This is a genomic window from Streptomyces sp. NPDC053432, assembly GCF_055585365.1.
In genome coordinates, this window is record NZ_JBVJKF010000004.1 from 433,313 (window position 1) to 445,675 (window position 12,363).

7 protein-coding genes are annotated in these 12,363 nt (G+C 73.5%); 4 read left to right on the forward strand and 3 right to left on the reverse strand.

Annotated elements, in window-relative coordinates; genetic code table 11:
• Positions 1–76 precede the first annotated feature (76 nt).
• The gene (locus ACZ6Y1_RS10365) at positions 77–3,271 is read left to right on the forward strand and encodes an ATP-binding protein (RefSeq protein WP_469625701.1); all 3,195 of its coding nucleotides are present in this window, start codon (positions 77–79) and stop codon (positions 3,269–3,271) included.
• Here ACZ6Y1_RS10365 and ACZ6Y1_RS10370 read toward each other — a convergent pair.
• The gene (locus ACZ6Y1_RS10370) at positions 3,258–5,249 is read right to left on the reverse strand and encodes a sigma-70 family RNA polymerase sigma factor (RefSeq protein ID WP_469625702.1); all 1,992 of its coding nucleotides are present in this window, start codon (positions 5,247–5,249) and stop codon (positions 3,258–3,260) included. The two genes, ACZ6Y1_RS10365 and ACZ6Y1_RS10370, sit on opposite strands and share 14 nt — an antisense overlap.
• A gap of 185 nt (positions 5,250–5,434) precedes the next feature.
• Positions 5,435–6,217 (reverse strand): TetR/AcrR family transcriptional regulator, encoded by a 783-nt coding sequence (locus ACZ6Y1_RS10375; RefSeq protein WP_469625703.1) that lies wholly within the window; start codon positions 6,215–6,217, stop codon positions 5,435–5,437.
• A gap of 339 nt (positions 6,218–6,556) precedes the next feature.
• Here ACZ6Y1_RS10375 and ACZ6Y1_RS10380 point away from each other — a divergent pair, with 339 nt between their 5' ends.
• Positions 6,557–7,975: an NAD(P)/FAD-dependent oxidoreductase gene (locus tag ACZ6Y1_RS10380; protein ID WP_469625705.1), complete on the forward strand. Its 1,419-nt coding sequence runs from the start codon at positions 6,557–6,559 to the stop codon at positions 7,973–7,975.
• A gap of 140 nt (positions 7,976–8,115) precedes the next feature.
• Complete coding sequence (locus ACZ6Y1_RS10385; protein WP_469625706.1) at positions 8,116–9,900, forward strand: ATP-binding SpoIIE family protein phosphatase; 1,785 nt, start codon at positions 8,116–8,118, stop codon at positions 9,898–9,900.
• Positions 9,901–9,976: 76 nt separating this feature from the next.
• On the opposite strand, the gene ACZ6Y1_RS10390 is transcribed toward ACZ6Y1_RS10385, so the two are convergent.
• Positions 9,977–11,287 (reverse strand): MFS transporter, encoded by a 1,311-nt coding sequence (locus tag ACZ6Y1_RS10390; protein WP_469625753.1) that lies wholly within the window; start codon positions 11,285–11,287, stop codon positions 9,977–9,979.
• Between the two features lie 124 nt (positions 11,288–11,411).
• On the opposite strand from ACZ6Y1_RS10390, the gene ACZ6Y1_RS10395 reads away from it, so the two are divergent.
• Complete coding sequence (locus ACZ6Y1_RS10395; RefSeq protein ID WP_469625708.1) at positions 11,412–11,948, forward strand: MarR family winged helix-turn-helix transcriptional regulator; 537 nt, start codon at positions 11,412–11,414, stop codon at positions 11,946–11,948.
• The last annotated feature ends 415 nt before the right edge of the window (positions 11,949–12,363 follow it).

Sequence of the window (12,363 nt, forward strand, 5' to 3'; positions counted from 1 at the left end):
CCCGCCGGGCAAGGGCCGCCGGGCCCGGCTCCGAAAGCCGGTGCCGCCCCCCGCAGGGGACGGGCAGAATTGCCGGGTGCGGTATCGAATCCTTGGCGTCACGGAGGCGCGTGACGAGACCGGCGCCCCCCTCCCCATAGGCGGCGCCCGCCTCCGCGCCCTGCTCGTCGCCCTCGCCCTCCGCGCCGGCCGCCGCGCCTCCGTCGCCGAACTCGTCGACGACGTCTGGGGCGACGCCCCGCCCGAGGACGCCCCCGCCGCCCTCCAGGCCCTCGTCGCCCGCCTCCGCCGCGCCCTCGGGGGCCGGGACACCATCGCCGCCGACCCCGCCGGCGGCTACCGCCTGGCGGTCGCCCCCGACGAAGTCGACCTGCACCGCTTCACCCGGCTGGCAGCCCAGGGCGGCCAGGAGCTGACCGCCGACCCGGCCGCCGCCGCCCGCACCCTGCGCACCGCCCTCGGACTGTGGCGCGGATCCGCCCTCGCCGACCTCCCCGAGCCCGCCCGCACCGCCCATGCGGCCACCGCCGAGGCCCGCCGCGTCGGCGTGCTGCGCTCGCGCATCGAGGCCGACCTGCGCAGCGGGGACACCGCCCCCGCCGGGCTCCTGCCGGACATCGAGGCGCTGATCGAGGAGCACCCGTACGACGAGACGCTCCGCGCGCAGTACCTCCGCGCGCTCCGCGCCGCCGGCCGCCCCGCCGACGCGCTCGCGGCGTACGAGGACACCCGCCGCACCCTGGCCGAGGCCCTCGGCGCCGACCCGGGCCCCCAACTCACGGCCCTGCACGCCGAACTCCTGCAGCCGGACCGCTCCGAGCCCGCGCGGCCACGGCCCCGCGGGAACCTGCGGCCCCGCCTCACCTCCTTCGTCGGCCGCGAGCCCGAACTGGCGGCCCTGCGCGAGGACCTGTCCCGCCTGCGGCTCGTCACCCTCACCGGGCCCGGCGGTTCCGGCAAGACGCGCCTCGCCGAGCACGCGGCCGCCGCCCACCCCGAGGCCGGCTGGATCGTCGAACTCGCCCGGCTCGACCACCCCGCCGCCGTCCCGGGAGCCGTCCTCAGCGCCCTCGGCCTGCGCGAGAACTCCCTGGTCGCCCGGGACAGCGCGGCCGCCGCCGCGGACCCGGCCACCCAGCTCGTCGAGCACTGCGCCCACCGCAGCCTCCTCCTCGTTCTCGACAACTGCGAGCACGTCATCGGCGCCGCCGCCGAGCTGGCCGAGCTCCTCCTCACCCACTGCCCCGGCATACGGATCCTGGCCACCAGCCGCGAACCCCTCGGCGTACCCGGTGAGACCCTCCGGCCCGTCGAACCCCTGCCGCCCGACCACGCCCACCGGCTCTTCGCCGAGCGCGGCGCATCGTCCCGACCCGGGTTCCGCGCCGACGAGGACCCGGCCGCCGTCGCCGAGATCTGCGCCCGGCTCGATGGTCTGCCCCTCGCCATCGAGCTCGCCGCGGCGCGTCTGCGGCTGCTCACCCCGCGCCAGATCGCCGACCGTCTCGACGACCGCTTCCGGCTGCTGACCAGCGGCGCCCGTACCGTGCTGCCGCGCCAGCAGACCCTGCTGGCCGTCGTCGACTGGTCCTGGGAACTGCTGGACGAGCCCGAGCGGGCGGTGCTGCGCAGGCTCTCCGTCTTCGCCGGAGGCTGGGACCTCGGCGCGGTGGAAGCCGTCTGCGCGGACCTCCCCCACGAGGCCGCGGACGTCCTCGGCTCCCTCGTCGACAAGTCCCTCGTCGTGGCGGAACCGGAGGCCGCGGGGCCGGGGATGCGCTACCGCATGCTCGAAACCATCCACGAGTACGCCACCGAGCGCGCCGCCGCCCACCCCGACGACACCCGCACCGCGGCCCGCCGTCACGCGGCCCACTTCCTCGCCCTCGCCGAGGAGGCCGAACCCCTGATCCGCTCCGGCGCCCAGCTGCCCTGGATCCGGCGCATCGAGACCGAGCTCGACAATTTCCGCGCCGCACTCCACACCACCGCCGTCGAAGACCCCGACTCCGACGCCGCGCAGCGTCTCGTCCTGGCCCTGGGCTGGTTCTGGTGGCTGCGCAACTACCGCACCGAAGGCGCCGAGTGGACCGCGCGGGCGCTCGCCATCACCCCCGCGGACCCGCCCGAGGGCTCGTCCGCGTACTGGTCCTTCATGCGTCTCCAGGTCCTCGGCATGTTCCTGGTCGCGGAGAGCAGCGGCGCCGAGCGGTTCCGCACCCCCGAGTACCAGGCCCTCGCCGGGCGCATCCGGGAGGCCTTCCGCAACGGCGACTCGCCCGAGGCCGTCACCTTCCCCGGAATGCTCTGGCCGACGACGGTCTTCGTCACCGGGGACGTCCTGGAGTTCCACTCCGTCCTCGACGAGTCGGTCGCCAACTGCCGTCGGCACGGCGGTGACTGGGAGCTCGGCGTCACCCTCATGCTGCGCACCCACGTGTCCATCGACGTCACCGGCGGCCTGCCCGGCGTCGACGCCGACCTCGCCGAACTGCACGAGATAGCCCGCCGCGTCGGCGACCGGTGGATGCGGGCCCAGATCGCCAGCGCCGCGGGCGAGGCCGCCATCTCCCGCGGCCGGTACGACACCGCGCGCACCGAGTACGAGGAGTGCCTGCGCCTCGCCCGTGAGGTCGGCGCACACGTCGAGGCCCCGTTCGCCATCGCTCGGATCGCGGAGACCGCGTACTGCGTCGGGGACTTCGAAGCCGCCGAGAAGCTCCTCGCGCAAGCCGACGCCGAGGCCGACCGCCACGGCGGCGTGTACGACGTCAGCAGCTTCGCCCGGCTCCTCTCCGCCCTGCTCGCCCTCCAGCGGGGCGACACCGCCCGGGCGTGGAGCGAATGCCGCAGGTCCCGTGCCGAGGCGGCCCGGATCCAGGTCCCCGCGCAGTTCACGGCCGGGCTGAACACCGTCGAGGCCGTCCTCACCGCCCACGACCGCGGCCCGGAAGCCGGTCTGTCGGTGATCGCACCCGCCTTCGGCGCGGCCGTGGACGCCTACTGCGCCGAGCGGTTCCTGGCCGGGATGGCGGAGGCCGCGGCCGTGATGCTCGCCGACGCCGGCCGGCCGGCCGAGGCCGTCCGCGTCCTCGCCGCGGCCACCGCCTGGCGCACGAGCCATCCGCGCTCGGTACCCGAGGAGGCCGCCGTGGCCGGGCTGCCGGCCCGCCTCCTCGCCGCGCTGGGTGCGGACCGCTACGCACAGGAGGAGGCCGTCGGCGCGCAGCTCTCCCCGAACGTCCTCGTCACGGCGCTCAGCGGCAGCTGATCACGGCGTCGGCCCAGCTCGCGAGCGTCGGCAGGCGGCCCGGACCCGCCCGCTCCACGACCAGCCGCAGCGAGGACCGGCCGGCGAGCGACACGCTCAGGGCGGCGGGCGCGTCCCCGGACCCGAGGGTGCCGGACTGCCACAACCGCTGCCCGTCGCCGTACACGGAGAACCGCACCTCCCCGTCGGTGAGCGCGGACAGGCCGTCCACCCCGACCCGGGCGGTGAAGCCCGTGCACTGGCGGTTGAGTGTGATCTGCACCGAGGAGTGCGAGTTCACGGTGATCCCGTGCTCGAACCGCCGGCCACCCACCCAGAGCCCCGAGCGCTGCCACACCCAGCTGCTGTGCCGGACCTGCAGCTCAGGGCCCGTGTGATCCCCGTACGGGGCGTAGGCGAGCCGGGCGAGCGCGAATGCCCCCGGCGGCGGCGCCGGGGGCTTGCTGGGAGACGGCGTCGGCGAAGGCCGCTCCCGGCTCGGCGAGGGCGAGGGCGAGGGTGAGGGCGAGGCGGGAGCGGAGGGAGCCGGCGCCGGATCGGCGGCACCCGTCTGCGTCGGCGTCGGCGTCGTGCTCGGCCGAGGAGGTACGGGCCCGGGCGCGGGCGGCTCTTCCACGGGCGGGCCCGGCTCCGCCGGAGGCGACGGCGTCGGCGAGGCGGGCGGTTGCGGCACGGCCGGAGCCGCGACGCTCGGCGCGGGCTTCGCCCGGGCCTGGGGCTCGGCGTCGTCCCCGGTCAGTGCGAACACCACCCCGGCGGCGGCCGCGACCGCCACCCCGGCGGCGATGGCGGCCTTGGCGGGCAGCCCGAGCCCCTCGGAAGCAAGCGCCCCACCGGCCCCCGACCCCGCACCCCCGGCAGCCCCGGCCGCACCCGCGGCCCCAACCCCCGTGGCGGCTCCGGCCCCGGCGGTCGACCCGCCGACCGCGGCCGCCGCGGCCCCGGCCCCGCCCGCGGCGACGGCCCCACCGGCCACCACCCCGGCTGCCTTGGCCGCGTACCCGGCGGCGAACCATCCGATGACCGCGACCGGAAGCAGCGCGGGAATGCCCGCGTTGACGTCCTTGAGCTCACCGGCGGCCAGCCGGCACTTCGCGCACTCCTCCAGGTGCTTGCGCAGCCCCCGCTCCGCCCGCATCCGCAACCCGCCGCGCGCATAGGCGCCCAGCCGGTCCGCGTGCTGCGCGCAGTCACCGCCCTCGCTGAGCGCCGAGCTCACGTGGGCCTGCAGGTACGCCTGCTTGAGCCCCTCCCGCGCCCGACTGGCCAGCACGGCGGTCGCGTTCGCGCTCAGCCCGAACAGCGGGGCGATCGCGCTCGGCGAAGCCTCCTCGACGGTGGTGTGCCACAGCACGGCCTGCCACCGCTCCGGCAGGCTCCGGAAGGCCTGCATGGCCAGGGACTGCTCCGCCTCGTGCATCGCCCGGACGTCCGCGCCCAGTTCGAGCGTGTCGTCACCGGACAGCCCCGACAGCCCGGCGCCGCCCTCGGTACCCGAACCGGCCGCGGCCTGCTCGGCGAAGACCGCGAAGTCCTCCACGAGCTGCTCCCGTTTGGCGGTCTTCGCCCATGCCGCGGCGACCCTGCGCACGGTGGTCAGCAGATAGGCCCGCACCGACTGGTCCGGCCCAGCTCCACCGCGCACCGCTTGCAGGGTCCGCGCGAACACCTCGGCGGTCAGGTCCTCGGCCGTGTGCCCGTCCCGGCAGCAGGTCCGCGCGTACCGCCGCACGGCTTCGGCGTGACGACGGAACAGTTCCGCGTAGGCACCGTCGTCGCCGCCACGCATCCGGGCGATCAAGTCGCCGTCGGACGGCGGGAGTCCGCCCTGCGACCGGCCCGGCTCGCGCTGGGCCGGCACCTGCCGCGCGGGCAGCCCGCCCGCCGCCGGAAGGCCCGACGGACCGCCCGTAGGACCGTCCGCCGTGACGTCGCCCCCGGCGGCACCGAGCGACTCTCCCCGCCCGTCACCGTTCATTTCGGACGCCCCCGAACGACACACTCAACCGGTACACCGGTGAAGCGTGTCACATGGGGGGCGCGCGCCGGACCCGTCTGCACACCATCCACCCGTCCGGGCCCAATTCAGCGGCCCGGTGACGAAGCCCCGCGGACACCGGTCCACGACGTCCACCACGGTCGGTGAGGCACGGGGTCAGGCCCTCACGCGGTCCGGGAGCGCAGCCCTTCGAGCAGGATGTCGAGCAGCCGCGTCGAAGCCGCCGCCTGCTGCGCCGGGTCGGGCAGCGCGGGCGCCGCCGTCGCTATCACCAGCAGGACATCGGCCACCGTGACGTCACCGCGCAGTTCACCGGCCTCCCGGGCGCGCTCGACGAGCTGCCCGACGACCTCCAGCAGCGCACCCGCGCCCGCGTCGTCCGAGGGCTCGTCCTCGGACGCGATGCGTGCGGCCACGACCCGCGCCTCAGGAGCCGCTACGGCCGTCTCGGCGGCCTGCCGCTGGTGCGGCACCCGCAGCCCCTCGGCCTCCTCGGCCCCGTCCTCGCTCGCCGAGCCGACCCGCAGCACCTGCGGCGGCAGCAGCCGCCCGGCGCCCGAGGCCACGGAGGTGCGCAGGAAGCGGGAGAGGGCCTGCCACGGCTCCTCCTCCTGGCCCAGCGCCGTCCGGGCCTGCTCCGTCAGCCGGGCGGTCTCCTCCTCGGCTATCCGCCGGACCAGCACGTCCTTGCTCGGGAATCGCCGGTACACGGTGCCGACACCGACACGCGCACGCCGGGCCACGTCCTCCATCGGAGCCCCGTACCCCAGCTCGCCGAAGACCTCGCGGGCCGCCCGCAGCACGTGCTCCAGGTTGCGCTGGGCGTCCACGCGCAGCGGAGTGGAGCGCCCCACCCCGTGCGTCGTGGCCCCGTTCGCGAGCGCGCGGCTGCTGCTGTTCTCGACCGAAAGTGCGGTCGCAGAACCATGGAAATCGGAAATGTTCATATGTATCCCCCGATAATCATTTGTCTCCCCCCGGAGACGCTCCCCGCCTTCGCGTCGAGGTGGGCCACGGTCTCAGGCCCGTCCTACTCACTCGACGAGATACGAACATAGTTGAGCCAGAGTCAATTCAGAAGAGGCAGCCCCGGACGGAGCACCGCCCGATCGGAGCATTCACCCCCGGTTTTTCCTCACACACTCCCGGAATCCCTCATTCCGCCCCCTCTGACCTGCGAACTTCCACCCCTGCCCGAGGTCCGGTTGGGCCCCGCCCCGGCACCGCCGCCGGTCACACAATTTGTCGGGCCTGTGGACAAACTCCCGGCCACGTTGCGTCATGGGATGGTGAAGGCTGCTAACTCGCGGGGCACGGCCCCCGGTACCCCGCCCCGCACGCGCATCCTGATCGTCGGCGGCGGCTACGTAGGCATGTACACGGCACTCCGGCTCCAGAGAAAGCTGAGATCCGGCGAAGCCGAGGTCACGGTGGTCACCCCCGAGCCCTACATGACGTACCAGCCCTTCCTCCCCGAGGCGGCCGCAGGCTCGATCTCCCCGCGCCACGTCGTGGTCCCGCTGCGCCGCGTCCTCCCCAAATGCCGCATCGTCATCGGCGAGGCCCGCCACATCGACCACGCCAAGCGCACCGCGACCGTCGCCACCCTCGCCACCGAGGACGAGGGGACCGGCCCGGTCGAGCTGGAGTACGACGAACTCGTCCTCGCCCCCGGCTCGATCTCCCGCACCCTGCCCGTCCCGGGACTCGCCGACTACGCCATCGGCTTCAAGACCGTCGAAGAGGCCATCGGGCTGCGCAACCACGTCATCGAGCAGATGGACATCGCCTCCTCCACCCGCGACCCCGCCCTCCGCGACGCCGCCCTGACCTTCGTCTTCGTCGGCGGCGGCTACGCGGGAGTCGAAGCCCTCGCCGAACTGGAGGACATGGCCCGCTACGCGGCGCGGTACTACCACAACATCAAGCCCGAGGACATGAAGTGGGTGCTGGTCGAGGCCAGCGACCGCATCCTGCCCGAGGTCGGCCCCGACATGGGCGTCTACACCATCCGCGAACTGCGCCGCCGCAACATCGACCTGCGCCTCGAGACCCGGCTCGAATCCTGCGAGAACCGCGTCGCCGTCCTCAGCGACGGCGCCCGCTTCCCCACCCGCACCGTCGTATGGACCGCCGGCGTCAAACCGCACCCGATCCTCGCCGCCACCGACCTGCCCAGGAACGAACGCGGCCGGCTCGCCTGCACCTCCTTCCTCACCGTCAAGGGGGTCGAGCACGCCTGGGCGGCCGGCGACGCCGCCGCCGTCCCCGACATCACCGCGCCCGAACCCGGCCGCGAATGCGCCCCCAACGCCCAGCACGCACTCCGCCAGGCCAAGGTCCTCGCCGACAACCTGATCGCCAGCCTCCGCGACGAGGTCCTCACCGAGTACGCCCACAAGTACGCCGGCTCCGTCGCCTCCCTAGGCCTCCACATGGGCGTCGCACACGTCTACGGCCGCAAGCTCAAGGGCTACCCGGCCTGGCTCATGCACCGCACGTACCACCTCAGCCGCGTCCCCACCTTCAACCGGAAAATGCGCGTCCTCGCCGAATGGACCCTCTCCGGCCTCTTCAAGCGCGAGATCGTCTCCCTGGGTTCCCTCGAACACCCCAGGGCAGAATTCGAACTGGCCGCGGGCGGCGGCCCCAAGGACCCACCCCCCAAGCCCGGCCCCCACCCCCCGAAGGACAGCCAGAGCTGACGCTGTCAGTGCGGTCGGCCACACTGGACGTGTGACCATAGGTGGGCTCACACCTGCACAGAGTGACAACGTCCAGCCAGCGACCGACCCCCCGACGAGCGACACAGCGACCACTTGCGACACCACGAGGCCTGAACGCAGTGAACTTCACGCGCTGGAGCGCCCGGTTTCCCGGAACGCAGCGCCGCGCCGCCGCCCGGACCGAACACGCCGCCGCCCAGGCCGCCGCCCAGGCCAAGAGGGGTGAGGGTTCGGTCCCGGCCGCCCGCGGCGGCCGAGCCGACCCCGGAACCGACCGGTCCGTGCCGCCCGCGGCGGACGGCGGCCCCGCCGACCCCACGGTCTCCGGCACCGGCACCGGCTCCACCCCGGGCCGGCGTACCGGCGCCCCCGCCGCGGTGCCCTCGCTCGACGAGCTGTCCGTCCGCGAGGTCATCGGCCGTCTCCCGTCGCTGGTCGCCCTCGTCCACGGTCCCGAGCACCACGTCGCGTACGTCAACGACGCCTACACCGCCGGCTTCGGCACCCGCCTCCCCGGCGCCCCCGCCCACGAGGCCCTCCCCGAGCTCGGCGAGCTCGGCCTCCTCCCGCTCCTCGACCAGGTCCAGCGCAGCGGCAAGCCCCGTACCGCCAAGAACCGCACCGCACCCGGCGGCACCAGCACGTACACCGTCACCTGCACCCCCGTCGACTTCCCCAAGGCCGGGAACGGCGACGAGACGGAAGCCGCCCACACCGGTGTCCTGATCCACCTCGCCGACGTCACCGACCACGCCGAGGCCGTCGAGCGGCTGCGCGCCAGCGAGCGCCGCCAGCGCGAGGCCGCCGTCACCCTCCAGCGCTCCCTCCTCCCGCAGGAGCTGGAACAGCCGGACGACCTGCGCGTCGCCGCCACCTACCAGCCCGGCGGCACCGAGGCGGCCGTCGGCGGCGACTGGTACGACGTCATCACCCTCGGCGCAGGCCGCACCGCGCTCGTCATCGGCGACGTCATGGGCCGGGGCGTCCGCGCGGCCGCCGTCATGGGCCAGCTCCGCACGGCCGTCCGCGCGTACGCCCGCCTCGATCTCCCGCCCCACGAGGTCCTCCAGCTCCTCGACGGCCTCGCCGCCGAGATCGACGCCAGCCAGATCGCCACCTGCGTCTACGCCGTCCACGACCCCAACGAGGGCCTCCTCGCGTACGCCTCCGCCGGCCACCTCCCGATCCTGGTCCGCGACGAGGACGGCACCGTACGCAGAGCCGCCGACCCCACCGGCCCGCCGCTCGGCACCGGCGGCTGGCTGCACACCTCGGGCACCATCCCGCTCGGCCCCGGCTCCACCGCCGTCCTCTACACCGACGGCCTCGTCGAGCGCCGCGGCGAGGACATCGACGAGGGCGTGGCCGCCCTGGAGCGCGCCCTCTCCGGCGCCCAGGGCACCCCGGCCGTCATCTGCGACCGCCTGATGCGCGCCCTCGGCGTGGACGCGGACCACGACGACGACGTCGCCGTGATGGTCCTCCAGCAGCCCGCTCGCACCGGTCACGATGCCGAGCTCTTCCACAACGCCGTCCTGGAACTCCTCGGCGGCGTCGAGGCGGCCCCGCGCGCCCGCGCCTTCGCCCAGGGGGTCCTCGCCTCCTGGCGCTTCCCGGTCGAGCTGTGCGACCTCGGCGTCCTCGCGGCCAGCGAGCTCGTCGCGAACTCGCTCCAGCACGGCACCCCACCCATGCGCCTGCGCCTGCGCCGCACCGACCGCCGCCTGATCATCGAGGTCACCGACGGAGACGACCACCTGCCGCGCCGCCGCCGCGCCGAACCGGCCGACGAGACGGGCCGCGGCATCTCCATCGTCGCCACGATCGCCTCGGCCTGGGGCTCCCGCCGCACCCCGGGCGGCGGCAAGGCCGTCTGGTGCGAGTTCGCCCTGCCGGACAAGTAGCCGGACGGACGGAAGGCCCCGGTCCAAGAGGACCGGGGCCTTCCGCACATCCACGGGCACGCCTGCGCGGGCACGCCTACACGCGCGCGACCTCCGAGCCGGCGGCCACGTCGGCACCACCACCGCCGACGGGCGCGACGGCAGGCCCGCCCTGCGCGACGACCTTGCTCACCAGCGACGGGTTGTCCTGCTCCGGACTCAGCTGCTTGCCGAGCCGCAGCGCCAGCGCCGCGATCCCGAGCGAGACCAGCACGAAGGTCCCGATGTAGAGCATCGGCACGCCCGCACCGAGCGGCACCCCGAGCGGCCCGAGCGCCAGCGCCATCTGCTTGACCAGCGCGAAGGCCGAGTTGTACTGCCCGACCGACCCCTCCGGAGCCAGATCTGCCACCAGCGGCGCGACGGTCGGCGACAGCATGGCCTCGCCGATGCCGAAGAGCGCGTACGTGGTCACGAACGCGGCGGCGGCCATCACCGCGCTGCCGTGCCCCAGCCCCGAGAACCCGGCGATGACCCACGCCACGGTCCAGATCAGCCCCACCAGCGCGATCACCCGCGACCGCCGCCGCTTCTCGACGAGCCGCAGCACCACGAACTGGGCGACCACGATCGCACCCGTGTTGGCGGCCAGCGCGAACCCGAGCGTCGAGGGGGAGATGCCGGCGGCCTCGGTGCCGAAGGCGGCCAGCCCCGACTCGAACTGTCCGTAACAGGCGAAGAAGAGCACGAAGCCCAGCAGGCAGAGCTGCATCATGGCCTTGTGCCGGAGCATCCGCTTCCAGCCGCCGCCCTGGGCCGGAGCCTTCGGACGGGCGTCCTTGAAGCCCGGAGCCTGCGGCATCCGCACGGTGGCGATGACCCCGGCCAGCACCAGGAACATGACGGCCTCGATACCGAACAGCAGGATGAAGCTGGCGGGCCGGTCCCTGTCGACGATCAGACCGCCGATGAGGCCGCCGATGCCGAGCCCCAGGTTCTGCATGAAGAACTGCAGCGCGAACGAGCGTGTCCGGGTAGCCGGCGTCGAGCACCACACGATCATGGTGGCCAGCGCCGGCTGCATCACGGCCTGCCCGGCACCGAGCGTCAGGGCCGACAGCAGGATGGGCACGATGCCCGTGGAGAGGCCGAGCGAGATCGCGCCCACCGACGCGGCCGCGGCGGCGGCCATGACCACCGGGACGGGACCACGCCGGTCGATGACCCGGCCGGTGAAGGGCAGCGCGAGCAGAGCACCCAGAGCGAACGCCACGAACGCACTCGTGGCGGCCATGGAGCCGAGCTCCCGCACCTGCGCCACATAGATGTAGAGGTACGGAACCGTGAAGCCGATGCCGAACGCGGTCAACGCGTTCCCGGCCTGGATCCGCCGCATCGCAGCGCCCATCACCTTGGTCACTTCTCACCTGCCTTGTAACTGAAGACCGAAAGACTTCATCCCTAAACTTCAATCCTTAACTCTACACATCGAAGGAGTTAGACGCCAACGGGCTCGTGCCATACTTCGACCCATGGGTGACACCCCCGACGGCACCGCGCCCGTCCACGAGCCGAGCCTCGACGAGCAGATCGCCGTCTACCAGCGCGAATTCCAGGACCTCGACCCCCAGGTCGAGAAGGTCGTCTCGGCCCTCAGCCGTCTCAACCGCCGCATGAACGTCGCGTACGGGCGTCAGACGGCGGCCCTGGGCATCAGCAACGCGGAGTGGGAGGTCCTCAAGGCCCTCGTCCTCTCAGGCGCCCCGTACCGGATGGGTCCGAGCGAGCTGGCCAAGCAGCTGGGCCTCACGCCGGCGGCGATGACCCACCGGATCGACCGCATGACGGGGGAGGGCCTGGTCACCCGTGAGCGGGACGAGTCCAACCGCGTCCGGGTGATCGTGGAGCTCACGGACGAGGGCCGCAGCAAGTGGCTGGACGCGATGCGCGCGGCCACGGTCTTCGAGGAGGACCTCCTCCAGGACCTCTCGACGGCCGAACGCGGGGTCCTGGGCGACATGCTCACCCGGCTGCTGGACCGTGTGGAGGACCTCCAGTCGCCCAGCTGAGCCGGGGTTGACACGGCCCCCGCGGGTCCGTAAGGTACTTCGAGTTGTCCCAGCGCCGGAAGGTTTTGGCGACAACAAATCCCGCCGCCTCGTTGCGGCACCCAACTCTGCACGATCTCCCACCGGGAACGCATTCGGCATGCCCGAATGAATTCTCGAGGGCCGATTATGAATCGGCCGGGAAATCCACTAGAGTTCTGGGAGTCGGAAGGGCCCAAACGGCCCGGAAGACAAACCCGCTGACTGGGAGTCAGGCCCGAAAGAGTCTGATAGAGTCGGAAACGCAAGACAGCAGAACGAAAGCCCGGAGGAAAGCCCGAGAGGGTGAGTACGAAGGAAGCGTCCGTTCCTTGAGAACTCAACAGCGTGCCAAAAATCAACGCCAGAAGTTGATACCCCGTCCACTCCGGTGGAT

What these genes read in the sequence shown, in the direction of transcription:
- ACZ6Y1_RS10395 (WP_469625708.1), top strand. Translation starts at nt 11,412, where the DNA reads ATGGGTGACACCCCCGACGGCACCGCGCCCGTCCACGAGCCGAGCCTC.
- ACZ6Y1_RS10375 (WP_469625703.1), bottom strand. Translation starts at nt 6,217, where the DNA reads ATGAACATTTCCGATTTCCATGGTTCTGCGACCGCACTTTCGGTCGAG.
- ACZ6Y1_RS10380 (WP_469625705.1), top strand. Translation starts at nt 6,557, where the DNA reads ATGGTGAAGGCTGCTAACTCGCGGGGCACGGCCCCCGGTACCCCGCCC.
- ACZ6Y1_RS10390 (WP_469625753.1), bottom strand. Translation starts at nt 11,287, where the DNA reads ATGGGCGCTGCGATGCGGCGGATCCAGGCCGGGAACGCGTTGACCGCG.
- ACZ6Y1_RS10370 (WP_469625702.1), bottom strand. Translation starts at nt 5,249, where the DNA reads ATGAACGGTGACGGGCGGGGAGAGTCGCTCGGTGCCGCCGGGGGCGAC.